16 protein-coding genes are annotated in these 20,230 nt (G+C 46.4%); 8 read left to right on the top strand and 8 right to left on the bottom strand.

Features of this window, described 5'->3' with window-relative positions; genetic code table 11:
- The first annotated feature begins 255 nt into the window (after positions 1-255).
- A complete protein-coding gene (locus ACQY6I_RS05560; protein ID WP_428240475.1) occupies positions 256-1,542 on the top strand; it encodes an Nramp family divalent metal transporter in 1,287 nt (428 codons plus the stop codon).
- A 51-nt stretch (positions 1,543-1,593) separates the two neighbouring features.
- Here the strand turns inward: ACQY6I_RS05560 and ACQY6I_RS05555 are convergent, their stop codons facing one another.
- Positions 1,594-2,955 carry a class II 3-deoxy-7-phosphoheptulonate synthase gene (locus ACQY6I_RS05555; RefSeq protein WP_428240474.1) on the bottom strand — a complete coding sequence of 454 codons (1,362 nt, stop codon included), beginning with the start codon at positions 2,953-2,955 and terminating at the stop codon, positions 1,594-1,596.
- Positions 2,948-6,007, bottom strand: a complete 3,060-nt coding sequence (ydiJ, locus tag ACQY6I_RS05550; protein ID WP_428240473.1) for a D-2-hydroxyglutarate dehydrogenase YdiJ — start codon at positions 6,005-6,007, stop codon at positions 2,948-2,950. The genes ACQY6I_RS05555 and ydiJ overlap by 8 nt, the downstream gene beginning before the upstream one ends.
- Before the next feature lie 270 nt (positions 6,008-6,277).
- Between ydiJ and ACQY6I_RS05545 the strand changes: the two genes are divergently transcribed.
- Entirely contained in the window at positions 6,278-7,582 is a 1,305-nt protein-coding gene (locus ACQY6I_RS05545) for an RsmB/NOP family class I SAM-dependent RNA methyltransferase (protein ID WP_428240472.1), read from the top strand.
- On the opposite strand, the gene ACQY6I_RS05540 is transcribed toward ACQY6I_RS05545, so the two are convergent.
- Positions 7,557-8,267, bottom strand: a complete 711-nt coding sequence (locus ACQY6I_RS05540) for a heparan-alpha-glucosaminide N-acetyltransferase (RefSeq protein ID WP_428240471.1) — start codon at positions 8,265-8,267, stop codon at positions 7,557-7,559. The genes ACQY6I_RS05545 and ACQY6I_RS05540 overlap by 26 nt on opposite strands.
- 87 nt (positions 8,268-8,354) lie before the next feature.
- Between ACQY6I_RS05540 and ACQY6I_RS05535 the strand changes: the two genes are divergently transcribed.
- Both ACQY6I_RS05535 and ACQY6I_RS05530 read left to right on the top strand, forming a co-directional pair.
- Positions 8,355-8,645, top strand: coding sequence for a hypothetical protein (locus ACQY6I_RS05535; RefSeq protein WP_428240470.1), 291 nt, complete (start codon positions 8,355-8,357; stop codon positions 8,643-8,645).
- Positions 8,646-10,045: 1,400 nt separating this feature from the next.
- A complete protein-coding gene (locus tag ACQY6I_RS05530) occupies positions 10,046-11,689 on the top strand; it encodes a GGDEF domain-containing protein (RefSeq protein ID WP_428240469.1) in 1,644 nt (547 codons plus the stop codon).
- Between the two features lie 746 nt (positions 11,690-12,435).
- On the opposite strand, the gene ACQY6I_RS05525 is transcribed toward ACQY6I_RS05530, so the two are convergent.
- On the bottom strand, positions 12,436-12,912 hold the full coding sequence (locus ACQY6I_RS05525) for a MarR family winged helix-turn-helix transcriptional regulator (RefSeq protein ID WP_428240468.1): 477 nt from the start codon (positions 12,910-12,912) through the stop codon (positions 12,436-12,438).
- Between the two features lie 110 nt (positions 12,913-13,022).
- Between ACQY6I_RS05525 and ACQY6I_RS05520 the strand changes: the two genes are divergently transcribed.
- Positions 13,023-13,856: a p-hydroxycinnamoyl CoA hydratase/lyase gene (locus ACQY6I_RS05520; protein WP_428240467.1), complete on the top strand. Its 834-nt coding sequence runs from the start codon at positions 13,023-13,025 to the stop codon at positions 13,854-13,856.
- Between the two features lie 365 nt (positions 13,857-14,221).
- Here ACQY6I_RS05520 and ACQY6I_RS05515 read toward each other — a convergent pair whose 3' ends face one another.
- A complete protein-coding gene (locus ACQY6I_RS05515; protein WP_428240466.1) occupies positions 14,222-14,947 on the bottom strand; it encodes a GntR family transcriptional regulator in 726 nt (241 codons plus the stop codon).
- A 256-nt stretch (positions 14,948-15,203) separates the two neighbouring features.
- Here ACQY6I_RS05515 and ACQY6I_RS05510 point away from each other — a divergent pair, with 256 nt between their 5' ends.
- Complete coding sequence (locus ACQY6I_RS05510; RefSeq protein WP_428240465.1) at positions 15,204-16,253, top strand: Rieske 2Fe-2S domain-containing protein; 1,050 nt, start codon at positions 15,204-15,206, stop codon at positions 16,251-16,253.
- A 9-nt stretch (positions 16,254-16,262) separates the two neighbouring features.
- Positions 16,263-17,216, top strand: coding sequence for a PDR/VanB family oxidoreductase (locus tag ACQY6I_RS05505; protein WP_428240464.1), 954 nt, complete (start codon positions 16,263-16,265; stop codon positions 17,214-17,216).
- A 51-nt stretch (positions 17,217-17,267) separates the two neighbouring features.
- Here ACQY6I_RS05505 and ACQY6I_RS05500 read toward each other — a convergent pair whose 3' ends face one another.
- The 3 genes from ACQY6I_RS05500 to grxB form a co-directional block, all read right to left on the bottom strand.
- Positions 17,268-18,182, bottom strand: a complete 915-nt coding sequence (locus ACQY6I_RS05500) for a phytanoyl-CoA dioxygenase family protein (protein WP_428240463.1) — start codon at positions 18,180-18,182, stop codon at positions 17,268-17,270.
- A 144-nt stretch (positions 18,183-18,326) separates the two neighbouring features.
- A complete protein-coding gene (locus ACQY6I_RS05495) occupies positions 18,327-18,983 on the bottom strand; it encodes an HAD family hydrolase (RefSeq protein ID WP_428240462.1) in 657 nt (218 codons plus the stop codon).
- A gap of 1 nt (position 18,984) precedes the next feature.
- Positions 18,985-19,638 carry a glutaredoxin 2 gene (gene grxB, locus ACQY6I_RS05490; RefSeq protein ID WP_428240461.1) on the bottom strand — a complete coding sequence of 218 codons (654 nt, stop codon included), beginning with the start codon at positions 19,636-19,638 and terminating at the stop codon, positions 18,985-18,987.
- Positions 19,639-19,706: 68 nt separating this feature from the next.
- Here grxB and ACQY6I_RS05485 point away from each other — a divergent pair, with 68 nt between their 5' ends.
- Positions 19,707-20,207 carry a DUF6942 family protein gene (locus ACQY6I_RS05485; RefSeq protein WP_428240460.1) on the top strand — a complete coding sequence of 167 codons (501 nt, stop codon included), beginning with the start codon at positions 19,707-19,709 and terminating at the stop codon, positions 20,205-20,207.
- Positions 20,208-20,230 lie beyond the last annotated feature (23 nt).

The raw sequence follows: 20,230 nt of genomic DNA, 5'->3' as shown, positions 1-20,230 counted from the left end.
TGGCCACAGCGGCATCACATAATGATTTTCTTCGGGGATAAATGTCTGATGATGGGGGCATCATGGTGGAAGTGTAGTCATTTTATCGCGACACTCATCAGCGGCGCTGTAAAACGGCAGTATTCTGTGTTGTTGTGAATGAATGGGGCTATTAAAAATCTCTATCGATATCTTCTAAAAATCGCGATGTTCTATTAGGGAAATTCAGATTAAAAAGGTCACTGTATCGTCAAGATCGTTATTAATGGAGTTTTTATGACAACGCTGCAGGCCATTTCCAATCAATCTGTTCAGATTCAGGTGAGTGAATTCCTCTCCGGGCGAGGAAAGCGATTGGGCTGGTTGTCCATATTTGGTCCGGCATTGATAGCAGCAGTAGCTTATGTTGACCCAGGGAATTTTGCCACCAATATTGAGGCCGGTTCCCGTTATGGTTATACCCTTTTATGGGTCGTTTTAGTTGCCAACCTGATGGCTATGGTGATTCAGTCCTTGTCGGCCAGGCTGGGTCTGGCGACAGGATTCAACCTGGCTGAGCTGATACGTGACCATTACCCCCGACCTATCGTTTGGTTGTACTGGCTGCAGGCGGAAGTGGTGGCGATTGCGACGGATCTGGCAGAGTTTCTCGGGGCGGCTCTGGCGTTTAAGTTACTGTTTGGTATGTCTTTGATGCAGGGAGCTGTTTTGACGGGTGTGGTGACCTACGCGGCCCTTCATTTGCAACGGTTTGGTTTTCGTCTGATGGAAATCATTATAGGTGCCATGATAATGGCCATTGTTGGAGGGTTTGTTTTTGAACTGCTATTCAGCAGTCCGGATAGTTTAGCGCTGGCCCAAGGTTTGTTTGTGCCATCATTTCCGGACGGTTATTCCGTATATCTGGCTGCCGGGATTCTAGGTGCCACGATCATGCCTCACGTGATTTATCTGCATTCTGCGCTATTACAGAACCGGACTGATTCGGTCGAGAGTTCTGATCGTCGGAAATTGATGAAGTTTTACCGTTGGGATGTGATCGCGGGCATGGGGTTGGCGGGTGTTGTGAACTTGTCATTATTGGCAGTAGGTGCGGCAATTTTCCATACGCAAGGGTATGAAAATGTCGTAACCATCAGTGAAGGCTTTCAGTTGTTATCCTCGTTATCAGGAAACGACTACATGGGGATTGTTTTTGGACTGGGGTTGTTACTGGCCGGTTTATCTTCATCTATCGTTGGAACCATGTCTGGACAGGTGTTGATGCAGGGCTTTGTTCGCTTCACCATACCGATAGGGTTACGCCGGTTAATTACCATAATACCTGCATTAATAGTCATTATGGCTGGAATATCAGAACAGAAAGCTCTAGTTGGCAGTCAGGTTGTGCTAAGTTTCGGCATACCGTTTGCGCTGATTCCATTGTTAAAATTCACCGCCAGTCGCCGATTGATGGGGAATCTGGTCAATCCTGTCTGGATCACTGTCGTTAGTATGTTGATTTGTGCGGTAGTGATCGGTCTGAATGGATATGTGCTGTTTTTTACACTGTCAGGGCAGTAACATTGTAATGGAAGATGCCTCAACTGAGGCACCTTCTGTGGAAATCCGGTTTCAGATTTTTACCGCTCGATGCCCGGGACGAATGGCATCGGCAATTAGGAATGCCAGCTCGAGTGCCTGATCAGCATTCAGCCTGGGGTCGCACTGGGTCTCGTAACTGGTGGCCAGGTCTTGCTCGGTGAGCTGAAATTGCCCGCCAATACATTCTGTGACATTGTTGCCGGTCAGTTCAAAATGTACGCCACCTGCGACGGTTCCCTCCGCATCATGGATATCAAAAAAAGATTTAACTTCTTTCAGAATATCGTCCACAGCTCTGGTCTTGTAACCGTTTGAGGTTTGAGTTGTGTTGCCATGCATCGGATCACAGCTCCACACCACTTTGTAACCGGATTCTTTGACTTTGCGTAGCAGCGCCGGGAAATAATCCGCCACTTTGTTGGCACCCATCCGTACAATCAGATTCAGGCGACCAGCTTCATTGTTGGGATTAAGTGTTTCAATCAGTCGCAGCAGTTCATCGGGATCGGTTGAAGGACCGGCTTTCAGTCCCAGAGGGTTGTGAATGCCCCGGCAGAACTCTACATGTGCACCGTCCAATTGACGGGTTCGATCACCGATCCAGAGCATGTGAGCAGAACAGTCGTAGCTGTCGCCAGTCAGACTGTCGACTCGGGTCAATGCTTGTTCATAAGGTAACAATAATGCCTCGTGTGAGGTGTAAAAACTGGTTTCACGAATTTGTGGTGTGTTTTCAGCACTGATACCACAGGCGCTCATGAACTCCAGTGTTTCATCAATACGGTGAGCAAGGCTTTCATAACGATCAGCCAAGGGGCTTTTGCTGACAAAGTCCAGGTTCCATCGGTGCACTTCATTGAGATCAGCCAGTCCGCCTGCTGCAAAAGCCCGAATCAGGTTTAAGGTGGCACAGGACTGATGATAAGCCTGTACCATGCGAGCTGGATCGGGAATACGGTCAGACTCGGTAAACCCAAAACCATTAATGATATCGCCTCGATAACTGGGCAGTGTTACATTGTTGATGGTTTCAGTATCGCTCGAGCGGGGTTTGGCAAACTGACCGGCCAGGCGACCGATTTTGATGACCGGGCTTTGACCACCATAAGTCAGGACGACTGCCATTTGTAATAGGATTTTGAACATATCACGGATGTTTGTACTGCTGAAATCCTGAAAGCTTTCAGCGCAGTCTCCGCCCTGGAGTAAAAAGGCTTTGCCCTCGCAGACCTTAGCCAACTCTTTTTTCAGTTGCCTGGCTTCTCCCGCGAATACCAGAGGTGGTTGTTTGGCCAGTGTCTGTTCTGCTTGTTGCAGTCGTTCTGCATCAGGGTAGGTGGGTAATTGTTTCGCTGGTTTAGCCCTCCAGCTTGCTGGGCTCCATTCAGTCATTTGTTTCACTCAGGCTTTTCAGAATTTGTTGCATGGGGTGTAGCAGGATCTGGTGTTCGTAGCGCTTGACTTGGCTACGACACGAATATCCGGTAGTAAGTAGTTTACCCTGGTTTTTAGGATTCTTAACTGGCCCCTGCCATGATAGTTCATATATTTTACGGCTAATGTCCTGATTTCTGGTTTCATGGCCAAAAGTGCCGGCCATGCCGCAGCAGCCTACTTTTATTTCATTCAGTGTCAGGCCAATGACTTTGAATACCTGTTGCCATTGCTGGATGGAAGAGGCAGCGTTGGTTTTTTCTGTACAGTGTCCCAGAATATGAAACGCATCTTCAGAGTGCAGAGTCTTGTCGGCAAATACATCCTGTCGTTCGCTCAGGAATTCCTGAATTAGCATGACATTGACCGGGTTGCCCTCCAGATATTTTTGATACTCAGCACGGTAGGTCAGCGTTGTTGATGGATCAAGCCCAATCAGCGGGATGCCAGTGTTTTGCAGTTTTTTCAGTTTGTCAGCAGTTTTAAATGCGGTTTTCTGAAAGCGACTCAGAAAGCCGTGAACATGCAACGGTTTACCATTGGCCATGTAAGGCATCACCATAGGATGGAATCCAAGTGCGCGCAGTGCCAGTAATGTGTCCACCACTACCTGTGTATCAAAGTAACTGGTAAATGCATCCTGGACATAAATAACTGCTTTGCTTTTCTGCTCTTTACTGAGTCGGCTGATGTTCAGGGCAGTGGCCCATGGTAATTGGTGTTTTTTCATTTCCTGTTTTAAGGAAATGTCAGAGATCAGCGGACTGTCAACCATGCCAGCAACATGGCGCAGAAACCACTTTACCGGTGTCCAGCGGATGGGTTTGTTATAGATGTCTTTCCATAACGCCAGGGTTGGCATCAGAAATTCCAATGAGCCAATGAGATAGTCTTTAAGCGGGCGCAGATAGCGAGCATGGTAAAGGTGTAAAAATTTGGCCCGTGATTCCGGAATATCGACTTTAATCGGACAGCTTCCAGTGCAGCTTTTGCAAGCCAGGCAGGTGGACATGGCATCATATACTTCGTGGTTGAAGTCATATTCACCATTGTGCTTTTTGAGCGTATTGAAGAGTCTGGGAATAAATGAAACCGGCCAGCTGATGTAGTTGGCGATGCCCGATTCCTGAACCGTGTCTACTTGTTTGTCGGATAACAATCGTAGCCATTCTCGGATCAGGGAAGATCTGCCTTTGGGGGAATATTTCCGTATTCGAGTGGCTTTCCAACTTGGGCACATGGCATCGGCTGAATCATAATTGAAACAGGCACCATTGCCGTTACAGTACATGGATTCGCTGTATTGTTGCCAGCTGTCCTGTTCGATTGTTCTATCCAACTGTCCGCGAGTGGCAACTTCATCAATTTTAAGCAGTTGTACCGGTGATTCCAGCGGGGTAGCAATTTTTCCGGGATTCAGTTGATTGCGCGGGTCGAATGCCTGTTTGATCTTCTGCAATTGAGGGTACAGGTTGCCAAAGAAGTCCGGCGCATATTCAGAGCGGACGCCTTTGCCATGTTCACCCCATAACAAACCATTATATTTCCGTATCAAAGAGACCAATCTGTCAGTAATGACCCGAACCATTTTTTCCTGTTCAGGATCTTTCATGTCCAATGCAGGGCGGACATGAAGGACACCCGCATCCACGTGGCCAAACATACCATATTGCAGGTTATATTCGTCCAGAATGGCACGAAACTCCATGATGTAGTCAGCCAGGTTTTCCGGGGGGACGGCGGTATCCTCGACGAATGGAATCGGCCGTGCTTCGCTTTGAGCATTACCCAGGAAGCCGACAGATTTTTTGCGCATATTCCATACTTGATTTACCTGCTCGTGACCCCAGGCTATTGCATACTGTATGGCCTTTCCAGCTTTGCCACAGGTCGCATCTAGCTCTTTCTGAATGACAGCAACTTTCTGTTTAAGTTCTTCATCGGTATCGGCGGTGTATTCCACCAGATTGATACCTGCGACGGTTTGCCCGGTTGGCTCTGGAAAGAATTGAGCAACCGAATTCCAAATCAGGTCATCCTTGGCCAGGCCTAGTACCTTTGAATCCACAGTTTCAATGGATGTCGGATGACATGCCATTAGTGCCTGTGCATCCCGCAGGCTGGTTTCAAAATCACCATATTGCACACAAACCAGGGCCGAGGTCTTAGGTATCTGCAGTACATTCAGTTTTGCTTCGGTAATAAAGCCAAGGGTACCTTCAGAGCCACAGAGAACGTTATTTAGATTAATCCGCTGTTGCTCATCCCGTATATGGGCAAGATCATATCCGGTCAGGCAGCGATTCAGCGGTGGGAACAGAGCCTTGATTTCTTCCCGGTGTTGATCATAAATATCTGCTACCGTCTGATAAATGGATGCAATCCGATCTTGACCACTGATCAGCTGTGTCAGTTCGGTGCTTTCAACGGGGGCAGTATTTATGACCGTACCGTCGAGTAAGACGGTTTTAAGCGCCAATACATGGTCTCGGGTCTTACCATACATGACGGATCCCTGCCCGGAAGCATCAGTATTGATCATTCCGCCAATGGTGGCACGATTTGAGGTCGACAGTTCAGGGGCAAAAAATAGTCCGTACGGTTTCAATGCTGCATTTAGCTGGTCTTTGACAACCCCGGTCTGGACTCGTACCCAGCGTTCATCAGCGTTGATTTCCAGTATGGTGTTCATATGTTTCGAAATATCGACGACCAGACCATCTGTGAGTGATTGACCATTGGTGCCAGTACCGCCGCCGCGGGCGCTTAAAACAACCTGTTGGAATGGATCTTCCTGACTGAGTCTGGCCAGTAGCACCAGATCATCGATATTTTTTGGACAGACGATACCTTGTGGCAGTACCTGATAAATCGAGTTGTCGGTCGCGGATACCACCCTTTCGGAATATTCTGGACTGATGTCTCCTTTAAAGCCGTCTTTTTCCAGACGCCTGAGAAAGTTCAGATAAAGCGTTTGCGTGTTCGATATTTCATGTAAGCGTGGAATCATTGATGTTAACCGGAACAGTGCTGACAAGAGGCGCGGGATTTTACACTGATCGTGTCTGAGAGGAAATTTTAGTAAGTAAGATGCCGGCAAAGCGTTAAACTGACCGGTCAGATGTTTTGGTAGCTAAGAGACTACGCCGAGGCGCCTGATCCTAAGCGCATATCCATATTTCTCGGGAGATGGATATTTGGCGAAAGAACATTCTTGAATCACCGATGGAGTTAACCATTGGGCCAACAGTGAGATTTAGTTAAGGGTGGACATATATTGATGAGCTGGGCGCCGTTCCGTTATCCGTTTATTTTTAAAATCTGGGATACCTATCTGGAAGAGGGCAATTGGTATCAGCTGGATCGCTGGCTGAAGACCTATTATCAGAGCCAGTCCCGTTTTGGTAAGAAAGATCGTAAAGCCTATAGTGATGCCATGTTTGCTGCGATGCGTTATTTACAATTGGCAGCCTATCTCCACCACAGCTATCAGTTCGGCGAACCAGATCTGTGTCGCTGGAGTCAACAGTGGAGACTCGATGAGCTTAAATCGATACCGGTTGCCGAATTCTGGTATTGGATCGGTTTACGACTGAATCATGATATTCCGCCACCGCGCGAACTTAATGATGGACCGAGCAGACGGGAGCATTTTCTCAAGCTGCTCCATCAATGTGAAGCTGATGAAACGCTATGGTTGTTGTTTAATGGCTTTTCTCCTGAGTTTGAGACGATGCTACATCAGCGTTGTCAGTCGAGTCAGTGGAGCCGTCAGCGTTATCAGACTTTTGTGGAGCTTAATAATACCTCTGCACCAGTATGGTTGAGAGTCAATGTTTCTGAGGATCTGATGTCCCTACAGGGACTGCTGGCCGATGAGGGCATTGCGACTGAGGCTGAAAACGGAGGATTGAAACTGACGGCTGACGGGCGGGTAACCGAGACGATTACCTACCGACAGGGGCATATTGATATTCAGGATTTCGCCAGTCAGCAGATTGCCGCAACGGCAGGTGTACAGGCTGGTATGAGAGTTTGGGATGCCTGTACCGGTGGTGGTGGAAAAGCCCTTGCCCTGGCTGGGAAGATGAATAATCAAGGTGTTGTCATTGCGTCTGATGTACGGGCATATAAGCTGGAATCAGTCACCCAGCGGGCAAGACGGATGGGGATCCGCAATATACAAACGGAGCACTGGGACGCTCATTGGCCGGATGAGCAACAGCCGTCCTGGCTGATGGGAGGTTTTGACCGGATTCTTATTGATGCTCCCTGTTCGGGGTCTGGTACATGGCGTAGGGCCCCTGATTTTAAATGGCGTATTGGTCAAGATGGGTTGGATGAATTGCTGGAGTTGCAGCAGTTGATCCTGGATCGATGTGTACAGTATTTGAAGCCGGGTGGGCAACTGGTCTATGCGACTTGCAGCTGGTTTTGTCAGGAAAATGAGCAGCAGGTTGAAACATTCTTACGCCGGCACCCTCATATGCAGTTGCAGCAACAGACACTTCATGGCGCTCCTGATGTGGATTCCGATACCATGTTCAGTGCCGTAATGGTTAGCTCGCCGCCAGCATCTGTTTGATATGGTAGGCCGCATTGACCAGTTCAAACAGAACGATCTGATGGATCAGATAAATGGCCAGTGAGTGACGACCCATCCAAGCGAGTGCGTTTAACCACCGGCTGTGTGGCAGGTTGGGTCGCCAGTTCTGATGGCCCAACCATATGCCGATCAATATCATGCCAAACCAAGGAATAAACCGCGTCAGATCCTGTGTGCCTCTGGGTAAGTGCAAGATAGGTTTGAGTTCAATATAGAGCCAGTGAAGGTTAAACCAGTTGGTCAAATTGAACAGAAGGAATATGCTGATTCCCGTTATCAGGGCAATGACTGGAATGCGAATAAACAGCAGACCTGCCAGCATAGAAACGGCGATAAAATGCAGTACTCCGAAATAGACCCAGCTTTTTGGAAACACAAACCATGTCGCCAGTGTCACAGCGATGGCGCCAGCGACAACCTGGGATACCCGAAAAAGATACTGCTTCCATCGAATGCCGTTACGTGTGGCCAGCACCATCGATATGCCACTGACACTGAAAAATAGTGTGACGATGATATAGCGAAACCAATCCCAGTATCCCTGGTTAACTTTAAAGTCAGCGAACTTGAAATAACTAAGGTCATAGCTGAAGTGAAAAATAATCATCAATAAAATGGCCAGGCCTCTGGTGGCATCAAGTTCCAATATTCGTCTAGACTTCATTCTGGTAACTGATCTTCAGGTTGCGACAAGAACGGGTGAGTATACAGCCAGGTGTTGTGATCTTGAACTGTCGAGGAAAGTGTTGTTGTGTCAAACGAAGAGCTTCAGTTGATTAAGCAAGAACTGGAACAGTTTATTACTGAGCTGGAGAAATTTAATCACTACGCAAAATTGTTAGGTATTAATGCAGCGATAGAGGCGGTCAAGCAGGAAGAAAGCATGCGCAGGGCCATGGAGATCATTGCTACAGGTTTGAATGATCTGACGGAGAGCTGCAGTGTTATGATTGACCGAACTCGTGGCCATGTCCTGAATATTGAACAACAACATTTGGATGAGGCATCGCCAGCGCGACCAGATGATACCAAAAAACATTGACCCATCGTTGGTAGATTGAGCCTCTCGACCATCTTAACAATATCGCCTTGCACGCAACTCACCTATTTTAGGTGGCGGTGTTCAGACAAGGGCCTGCTTGAGTATTGGGTGAATAGTCCCTTAAAGAATCTTAGGGAACCTCTGAAAAATGGCCTATTTTCGCGCAGGACGTTGTCAGCCCCCGTCTCACATCCTCATTTACACCCATAAATTGCGGTGTTGCAAGTGGTGCTTCCTCACCAGCATCAAAACTATTCCTGTTTTTCAGAGGCCTCCTTAGTCAGATGACATCTTTATATAATGTTGCTCCTTTTGCTTTTTATCTCAAGCTGGCAGGTTGAGTGGTGTTACGAACAGTGTTTAAAAAAACATCTAAAAAGGTTTATTTCTGGTCTATAAGCTGCGTCTTTTGGGCTCGTTATAATTAAGGCTTTGATCGTTAAGCCGTGTAGCTGTCCAAATTTTTACCCTCTGGATATATCGATGCTGCTGGTTTGTTTCTTATTGTCTGGGTAGCAACAACCAATATCTGTTGGTGGAAGACTCCGTCCGCCGACTTGCCTCAAAAATACCGAGTGGAGTGATCAGGATCGCATCCGTCAATATTTGTTAACCGCCTAAAAAATGCGCTTTGAATTTGGTAGAAACACTCAAGAAACAGCATTTTATTTGAGGGCCTCTTGTGATTGTAATTACCTCATGCTGTAAAACCGCTTCTCCATGATAAGTGTTGGTGTTGGTAATATTTGAGTGCATTATTAATTGTATGTTGCGTCTATGGCCGGTTAAGCGGATTATATTAAAATGCAATATGATTTTTATATGGATCTACAGGGTGATTTATTTGCCTGGCACCAAATTTCTATAGCCTCATTTATAACGAAAGGTTGTTAAATGAATCTCTATATAATAAAGAGCAGTACGCTGTTTTTTTATTTCATCTGGATGGCAAATCCGGCCCGGAATATGCTGTTTATATTCTCTTTTTTTTTGACGTTTGTGTGCATAAGAGGGCATTGTCCAAAGCATGTGGTATCACTCAGTTTTGTTATATAGATTTTAAGTGCTCAGGGGGTCTCTGAAAAATAGGAATCGTTTTGATGCAGGTGAGGAAGCACCACTCGCAACACCGCACTTTACGGGTGTAAATGAGGATGTGAGACGGGGGCTTAACGTCCTGCGCGAAAATAGGCCATTTTTCAGAGGTTCCCTCAGTTATGTTGTCAGTAAGAGCCCAGCTATTACCTTGTTTTCACAAAGTTAAAAGGTAATGGTTTTTGAGTTCTGGCTGATAACAATGGTTTGCAGGAAACTGGCTTTGCATTAATGGTATAGATATGAAATGGACGTATGAGCAAAGGTTGACGCGGAAATATGGTTTTTTATTTCTGTGGTGTTTCATGGCTATTCAAAGCGCCACATGTTTTGCTCAAAGTGTCCAATATTACCAAAAGTTCTGGATTGCTGTTGATGAGGAGTGGCAGCCTCCACTTGTGTTGAAGAGTAATGAAATTATCCCTCGGTCCCGGCAGAGGATATCTTTAACCGGAGGTGTTAATTGGTATATACAGTTTTTTCGCATACCGGAGGCTGAACAATATGTTGTGGACTTTCGCAATACCAGTGTGATTGGGCAGTTTGATCACTACATATATAATAGTCATGGGATCCAGATTGGCAGTTTGTCTGGTGGCATACAAAATTCGCTAATTAATCCGTTTATGCTCAGGCATGGACGGTTGGTCAGGTTATTTCCTTCGGAATATATCGTTCTGACACGGATGGAAAGTCCGTTTTTCCTTGCTCAGCCAGAGCCCTTTATTATGCCGTTGGATGACTATTCCTGGGCAGTGAAGTGGGGTAATACACTGGTACTGGTTGGGTTGGGTATTATGTTCGCTTTGTCCTTTTTATATCTGCTTCGCTATTTCTCTCTAAGACGATTGGAAAATCTCTATTACGCATTATTTGTACTTTGTTGTATGGCATATAATAGTACCGCTCTATTGGTCATCAGTGATCTGTTTCATTTGAGCTGGTTTTATCTGATCAGTTATCCAATGATTCTGGCAAGTGGCTGCTATGTTGCGTTTGTTATGGCGCTGTTGAATATTCGCAAACATTCCTATCCTATACTGTATTTTCTGGGCTTAAATTGTATTGGGTTGTTTTCCATTTCGGCAGTTATGGCCATTTTGTTTCCACACTGGTCCCTGGAGTTTGCCCGTTACAATATTGCTGTATTTTCTGTTTACGGTTTTGTCTCCGGCTTGATAGCCGCACTACATGGTAGCCGAATTGCCCAATTGTACCTGCTCGCAAACCTGTTTTTCACTGTACCTGCTTTAGTGGCCATTTCACTTAGTCATTTTAATAACAGCAGCACTATGTTGATTGAGCATATTGGGCTGATCGCAGTGCTCGCAGAAGTTACTATGCTGGCTTTTGTTAGCGAATATCAGGCCCGACAAAGAAAAAGAATGTTGGAGGCAGCGAGTAAAACGGATGTTCTTACCGGTGTGTTTAACCGCAATTATCTTGAGGCACATATTGATCAATATTGGTCACTCTGTTTGTCGGAGCAACAACCGTTTTCTCTGATCATGGTAGATGTTGATCACTTTAAGCAGATTAATGATGCCTGGGGGCACAGTGTTGGAGATAGCTGTCTGGTTCATGTCGCTGGAATTTTACGACAGTCTGCCAAGCGTAGAACCGATGTTCTCATACGATACGGCGGTGAAGAATTTGTTGTTATTCTTCCAAATGCGCCGTTGAGTTATGTTCATTCCGTGGCAGAGGAGGTCAGGTCACATATTGAGAAAACTCCTTTTTTTTATGATCAGAATCGTTTATCTGTCACCATTAGTTGTGGTGTCAGTACTGTGATTCCGAATTCTGATATGACGGTTTATGAATTGATTGAAGGTGCTGACCAAGCCTTGTATCAGGCTAAGCGAAGTGGCCGAAATTGCGTCAAAATCTACAATGATGCGAAAGGGGATGAGACTCGATTAATATCAGTCAGCAAAGGACATGGGTAATACTCCAGAAATCTCCGAACAACAATAGTGTTCTTCTGTAGATGTTTAGAAAGCTTCTTGCATGGACGGGCTCGTTTTCCAGGTCATACCTAGTGATAGTTTGATGGCGCTATTACATCCGATCAATTCACGGGCCAAATAAGAACTATTGCAGCATGCTTCCCTAACCGTGAGACAAGGTGTAAGCAGTGGTACATAGGTTTGTGGCCAGTTTACGATTGGCAAGCCCGTTCATGGAATGATCTTTTCGATTGACCTGATGGCCTCACTTCGACTAGGGCCTGTCTGCGCTTATTTCATCGGCCTGCTGAGAGCCAGTTTTACTCAAATCCATGAGCTTTAGCCACACGCTAAAACGTTCCTGACGTTTTAATAGCAGGCCTAAATGAGCGATGAGCAACGCTGAGTTGAGTGACATTGGCCTCAGCCCGAAGGGTTATGGCTAAAAAGGCCGCACTTTGTGTTGGTCAACGTGCGCTTAGAATGACTAAGCTTCACGTTAACTGTCGGAATGCCGCATCACTTAATTGCAGCCTTTTTAGCCAATAACAGGTTCGACGAAACGAATGTAGACGGGCGCTTAGGTGCTGATTAATAGGAGGTGGGGCATACCATTTGAGCCGTGGCGGTAAGGAAGCCGGGGCCTGGAAATATCTGTTCAAAGCGGAGTTTACGGAGCATAAACGACCGATTTGAACAGGTTTTTAATGTCACATAGGTAAGACAGGTACTTATTCAGAGCTTCCTTAGATGTCAGACAATGTTCTGGCCAGAGCTTTCAGTTGCTTATAAAGAGCCTGCTGTTCCTGTTCGGAAAAATCGGCTAGCATTTTATGTTCCAGCTCTGCAATGGCTGCATCACATTGGGCCATTAAGCGTTTACCTTCGTCAGTGAGACTGATCTGAATGATGCGGCCGTGACTGGGGTCCGGTTGTCGTTCAATCCAGCCATTCTTTTCCATCACTTTCATGAGCTCATTGGCTGCCTGTGGGGAAACCATCGTCCGTTCTGCAAATTGGGCATTGGAAAGCTGTCCGCGGGCAGCAAATACAGAGAGAGCGGTATATTGGGTCGTGGTAAGACCGAAAGGGCTGACAGCCGTGCGAATGTGGCGAATCAACGAGCGATCCAGGCGACCAATCAGGTAAGAAATACCTGAAGGTCTGCTGTTTTGGTCTTTGGTATTCGTATCTGTACTGGCGAGATCATCTAAAGGTGCCATGTTTACCCTTATTTTTTGCTTGCGTTTATAAAAAGTAAAAGCTAAAGTTTCGTTATTGTATCAAGTTACTTGATATGTTGACTGAAAATAATAAAGTGAAGGTAACTATTATGAGCGAATATGATACTCGCTGGAAGGCAGTTAAGGTTGAAGTGCAGGGTGGTATTGCCTGGGTGAGCTTTAATCGTCCTGAAAAGCGCAATGCAATGAGTCCTACTCTGAATCGTGAAATGATTGAGATCCTGGAGACATTGGAGTTGGATGATGAGGTTCAAGTATTGGTGTTGACCGGTTCAGGAGAGTCGTGGTCTGCAGGTATGGATCTCAAGGAGTATTTTCGCGAGACTGATGGTAAATCCGAAATATGGCAGGAACGCATGCGTAGGGATTGTTCGCAGTGGCAGTGGAAGTTGCTGAGAATGTACAGTAAACCCACGATTGCGATGGTCAACGGATGGTGTTTCGGTGGAGCCTTCTCTCCGCTGGTGGCATGTGATCTCGCGTATGCTGCAGATGAGGCCACCTTTGGTCTTTCGGAAATCAACTGGGGAATTCCTCCAGGGAATCTGGTCAGTAAAGCCGTTGCCGACACCATGGGGCATAGAAAATCACTGTACTACATTATGACGGGTGATACTTTTACGGGTCAGGAAGCGGCGGAAATGGGGCTGGTGAATGAAAGTGTTCCGCTGGCTGAGCTCAAGGAGACAGTGACCAAGGTTGCTAATAAGTTACTAGAGAAGAATCCGGTTGTTTTGCGTTTCGCCAAGCAAGGATTTAAACGGTGCCGGGAATTGACCTGGGATCAAAATGAAGACTATCTGTATGCCAAGGTGGATCAGGCGATTCATCGTGATCCGGAGCAGGGCCGTCAGGAAGGTCTTAAGCAGTTCCTGGATGAGAAAAGCATTAAGCCGGGCTTGCAAACATACAAGCGCCGGTAGTCACGAGTCACACGTATAAACGGGTTTACCCAGCTGCCAGCCAATTGGGTAAACCGGTTTTTTAAGGCTTTTCATTTCGCGCCACATTTCAGCTTCCGCCAATAATCTCTACTGCTATCAAAAATAGTTGTTGTGATCATTCACTGCCTTCGCTCACCAAAGAAAGGTGTGTATTGAGGTTTGTCAGGATAAAGCGCCGATACTTTTATTGTCATAAACGTTTTCGAGAATGTTTGCAGCCGCCATTGCCACCTATGTTTTGTGGTCTCTATTTCAATGTTGCGAGGCTCTTTTTTCCAAAGCGGACCATGCTTTCCCTATCCGTATTTTAATGCCAACAATGTCTGCTGGAAAAATCAACCGGACTATTTTTCCTCGGCTGTATCCACGCCGAAAACCCGGACGCTGTTATCTTCTGCATGTACGTCAAACAGCTTGGCGTATCCCAGAGTGGCATTGGCATGTTCGCGCATGATCGCTTCGGCTCGTGCCCCCTGGCGGTGATCGATCGCATCGAACACGGCGTGGTGTTGCATATGTGCGAAATTAAAACGTCGGTACTCACGTTCGAGATGATTGCGGTCTATGGCCAGTGCGCTGACTGAGGCAAAGGGCAGGTGTTCATCTCGGGATAATGCAGCGTTTATTGCCGGATTGGCGGCGGCTTCTATGATGACGGCGTGGAAGCGTTTATTCATATCGTGGTACTGCTCAAGATCCTCTTCAGTCACATAGCCTTTTGCAAATAGTTGGTCACCTTCCCGAAGACATGACAACAGTATCTGGCGATGATGGTCTTTAAGTCCTTTCTCTGTGGCTTGCAACGCTGCCAAGCCTTCCAGTACACCACGCACTTCTATTGAACCGGTTATCTCTTCTTCTGTGACCCGGCGTACTTGGTATCCGCGCCGATGTTGTTTGGTGAGCAGGCCCTCTTGTTCAAGGGTCCGAAAAGCGATACGAATTGGCATCCTGGAGACACCAAGGCTTTCGGCCGTCGGGATTTCCGCCAGCTTTTCGCCAGCCGACAATTCACCTGACAATATCATTTGCCGTAATGTGCTCAGCACTCTCTGACCTTCTTTAGCCATATGGAATATAGAGGTTGTGAATGATCCTCATAGCATAACTCATGTCAATATTGGATCCAATTTATGAAAATGAAAACCAATGAAGGAACGCCAATGAATAAATGATTCGAATCGGAATACTATTAAAAATACGGTTTTAATAACAAAAATTCTTTACGAAAAAGCCGATTTAAATAATATCAAAAAGGTTGATATAAGGTATTTGAATCATTATATTGGATCCAAAATAAAAACAATATTATGAGGAGTCCAAAACATGTTTCCGAAAAATACTTGGTATGTTGCCTGTACCCCGGAAGATATCGTAGAAAAGCCGCTCGGCCGTCAAATCTGTGGCGAGAATATCGTTTTTTACCGTGATGCCAGTGGTGCAGTGGTTGCCCTGGAAGATTTTTGTCCTCATCGTGGCGCGCCTTTGTCATTGGGATATATAGACAACGGCAAATTGGTGTGCGGGTACCATGGTTTGGTGATGGGGAGTGATGGAAAAACTGAATCCATGCCCAAGCAGCGGGTGCAGGGGTTCCCGTGCGTTCGTGCTTTTCCGGTTGTAGAGCGTCATGGCTTTATCTGGGTGTGGACTGGCGAAACCAGCCTTGCAGATCCCGCTGATATTCCTCATTTTGAATGGGCCAACAGTCCTGACTGGGCTTACGGTGGTGGTTTGTATCACATTCATTGCGACTATCGTTTAATGATCGATAATCTGATGGATCTGACGCATGAAACTTACGTGCATTCAACCAGTATTGGGCAAAAAGAAATCGATGAAACTCCGGTTAAGACCAAGGTTGAAAACGGCGAAGTGATTACCAGTCGTTATATGGAGAATATTATTGCGCCGCCGTTTTGGCAGATGGCGCTGAAAGCCAATGATCTGGCCGTGGATGTTCCTGTGGATCGTTGGCAGATTTGTCGTTTTACGCCTCCAAGCCATATTATGATCGAAGTCGGTGTCGCCCATGCTGGGCATGGTGGTTACGATGCTGATGATAAATATAAAGCGAGCAGTGTGGTGGTGGATTTTATTACTCCGGAAACTGAGACCACTATGTGGTATTTCTGGGGTATGGCACGGAATTTTAAACCGGACGATGCAGATTTAACCGATAAGATACGCCAGGGCCAAGGTAAGATTTTTGCTGAAGACTTGGAAATGCTTGAGCAGCAACAGCGGAACCTGAGCGCTTATCCAGAACGAAAACTGTTAAAGCTTGATATTGATGCTGGTGGGGTTCAGGCCAGAAAAATGCTGGATAAAATGCTGAAGCAGGAGCGTGAATTACAGTTGGGCAGTGTGGGGTAAGTTGACAAAATGATAGATGTCAAAGTCACACGAAAAACTTACGAGACAGATGATATTGTCAGTCTCGAACTCATGAAGCCGGATCATACTCCGCTACCATCATTTACTGCTGGCGCGCATGTCGATCTGCATTTGCCGGATAATCTGGTCCGGCAATATTCACTGTTTAACTCTTCTTCAGAGACCAATCGGTACATGATCGGTGTATTAAAGGATCCCGCCTCTCGGGGAGGGTCTTTGGCGGTACACGATCATATTAAGGTCGGTGACATTATTCAGATCAGCGAACCGAGAAATCTGTTCGCTCTGGAGCAGGGGGCGCGGCGCAGCATTTTATTTGCGGGAGGTATTGGTGTTACGCCCATACTGGCAATGGCGGAACAGTTGGTTCTTACGAATGCTGAATTTGAAATGCATTACTGCGCACGTTCCAGACAAAGAATGGCTTTTATAGAGCATATTGCCAGTTCAGCATTTGCCTCACAGGTACAGTTCCACTTCGATGATGGTGATGATGAGCAGCGTCTGAATATTAACCAGGTGTTGGCCAGTCCTGAACCCGGAACACATATTTATGTGTGTGGGCCAACGGGCTTTATGGACTACGTTCTGACTGCAGCTGAGACTTTGGGATGGCCGGCGGCTCAGATTCATCGGGAATATTTTTCCGCAGCGCCTGTTGATCACAGTCAGGATGGTGTTTTTGAGGTGGAGATCAACAGTACTGGTCAGGTATTCGTGATTCCGGCAGACCAGTCGGTACTTAGCGTCCTGGAAGAGGCCGGTGTTGATATTCCCATGGCCTGTGAAGAGGGGGTTTGTGGTACTTGTTTGACAGGTGTATTGGAAGGAGAACCGGAACACCGGGATGTCTTTATGTCAGACGAAGAACATGCTCTCAACAATCAATTTACACCCTGCTGTTCACGCGCCAGAAGTGCCCGTTTATTGCTGGATTTGTAGTTTTTCTGTTTTGTTTGATGAGATTGCTGCCTGTTCAGGCAGGCACTTTATTTAAATTGGTACAAACGGAGAGGGACGCTGCCAGCCGTATACCGACAGGCGTGGACGCCCACCCTCGGCATCTCCTCTGCGGTGAAAACCGAAAACGTTGGCGATTACCAATGTGTTGGCCGGACAGGTTACCGCAACGGGGTCTGGGAGATCCAGTTGTGGTAACTGTGATTCAGCAATACGAAATGAACCGCCAACATTGGGTTGTGTTTGTGTTTCGATGGCGGCCATGGCGGTATCGTGCTCCCACTGCAATCGAAGGGGGGTTAGACGATGGCTTCCCGGTACATAAATAAATGGACCGTCTGCCAGAGTGACTTCCTGAGGAAAATACCAGAATTTCATGGCTGAAAAGAACGTATCTCGATGAAAATCCTTTTGCAGATCATGTGACTGTTCTTCGGCTCCATGGATCATCAGATATATGTTGGTTTTTCGTTTTTGGTGTGAACGACCGGTAATCTGGCGGCTAAGTGCTGAGAGATCGGGGTTGCGGGCAAAGTGAGCCAACTGTGGCATTTGTTGTGAATGAATATCTATGAAGCGGTTAAGTGTACTACCATCGTATCGGTCAAAGCCGCCTTCAAAAAACTGTTTATCGCCGAAACCTGATGTCTGACTGGTCTGAATCGGCGCGAACTCAGCCACCCGATCTGTGGCGTGTTTGATTTCGTCAACTATTGCCTTGTGATCAGTAATGGAAAGGAAATTCTCAATGCTCACATATCCATTAGCGTCGAGGCTCTTGATTTCTTTTTGTAGTCTGGTGCTCTTATTGGTTCGAATCAGCCTGCGTAGATCTCGACATTTATGCGCCCAAATGACCCGTTGGGTATGTAGCCCTGCCTGATTGAGTTGTCGGTGACCGAGCCAGTGGTTATTAAAGCTCTTGGCTGAAGTAAAAATGGACAGCATATGGATTCCGCTACAGTTCGTTATTGTTTATGGTCATTGTATGTTTAACCGAACCCATTCAGTTACTCCGACAGTAACCAGTGGCACTGGTCAGCGCAACAGCGGATTTGGTTCACGAACATCTATTTTCTGTCTGACGATAATTCAGTTATCGAGATAATCCAATAGCTCAATGGGATGGTCAATAACGGCTGCTGCACCGGCAGATTCAAGTTCCTCTCTGGAGCGAAATCCCCAGGAAACACCAATAGGCTTAAGTTCAGAGTTGATACCTGTTTCCATGTCCACGCTGCTGTCTCCAACGAATATGGCTTCAGGATGAGTGATGTTCAGATGTCCGAGTATTTCCCAGGCGGCAGTAGGATCAGGTTTTACTGGAACTCCCGTCCGCTGACCAAGGATGATGGAAAAGGCCCAGTCTGGAAAAAACTCCCTCATGCATTTCAAGGCAAAATCGTGAGGTTTGTTTGTTAATACAGTCAGTGCGATATCACGTTGCTGTAATTGTCCCAGTAACTGTTCAATGCCTTCGTAAGGTTGTGTTTTGTGATTCCAGTTTTGTTCGTACTCTGCGATAAACTCCGAAAAGCAGGTTTGGATGAATGGATCCTGTCGCTGGGGTTCGGGAATAGCCCGTGTTACCAGTTGAAATGCCCCATTACCAACAAAATAGCGATAAGCCGAAGAAGGATGAGTAGGAAGCTTGTGCCGGCTAAGTACCTGATTCATTGAATCAGCCAGATCATCGAGCGTATTCAGTAATGTTCCATCGAGATCGAAGATGACGGCTTTTGTATTCATATCATATGGCCCGGCTATAGTAGGTGTGGCTGTCAGTCACTGATGTGACTTCGCTGATATATTGTCTGATCCCGGCCGGGATCTGGATGTCTTTAACTGCAGTCAAATTGCGAAGCGTGGGATAGATTAAAATATCGTCCCAGCCAATTGTGTCGCCATGTTGGCTTGGCAGATCAGGTGTTGGTAATTCCGCCAGCATCTTTTCGACGTGATGTCTGTGTTCGGAAGATTCCGCAAACGCCTGTTGGAAACTGCGGCCAATATCGGCTTCTTTTCTACGCTGAAAATAATCTTTGGCATTTTGAGTCTCAAACTCCGGCAGCCCTAGCAAAATATACCTAGGAAACAGCAGGCAGTTAATCGACAGGCTGACTTTATCAATGTGAGCCATTACGAATGGATGATTTTGTTCAGGTCTTAGTACTTTTTCCGGTTTTCCCAGGCGGTCCAGCTCTTTGACAATATCCAGGCTTTCACCCATAGCGGTACCATCGTCGAACTGCAAAATAGGAACCATTTTGACGTTTATCAGTTCGTGGCAGGTTTGTTCATCATCGTTCAACAGGTATACATTCTCATGACCAATACCTTTGTAATTGGCAATCATGTCGGCCCGGACGCAGAAAGGGCAGTGATCATATTGGTACAGCTTCATGATTTTCCTCGATTGTATGTCGGAACGGAAGTTATTATGCCAGTCAATCAAAACGGGTAAAGGGTGATATGAGCAAGATAGTTGGATTTGGCAGCGAAAGTTTTTCAGTTGCCATTTATATCGCCAATCGTCCAGGGTTTGCTCAATACCCTGAGCTGGCAAAACTGAAACCTTTAGAGCCGGGTGAAATTGAATATATTGTCACCAATACCAGCAATCACTGGCGAAAAGTATTTAACGTTTATGCAAAGTTTCTTTCCTTGCTCAGATCGCGAAAAAACAGTGCTGTGCAGGATTGGCGCAACTATCGCGATAATCATTTGCTGCAGTCTCATAGTACAGAGGCTCTGTTGTTTTCAGCTCCTGAGTTTGATCGGCCGGGTGTCGTGCATATTGTGGCAGGTAAAACACACGCTGCGGCTATGGGGCTCGAATCCGTTGTATGGCTGGATAATTCGTTTGCGGTAGATGTCAAAAAAGCTTTGATCATTTGCCCGTATCTGGATTACAGGCAGTTATCAGATAACAGAATTGAACGGTTGATAGAGTTGGTTCTGAAGCTTGAATAAATCTGTTGTTTGTGAATCTTTAC

The organism is Gynuella sp. (assembly GCF_050297175.1).
Classification (GTDB): Bacteria; Pseudomonadota; Gammaproteobacteria; order Pseudomonadales; family Natronospirillaceae; genus Gynuella.
This window is presented reverse-complemented; position numbering and strand designations above follow the sequence as displayed.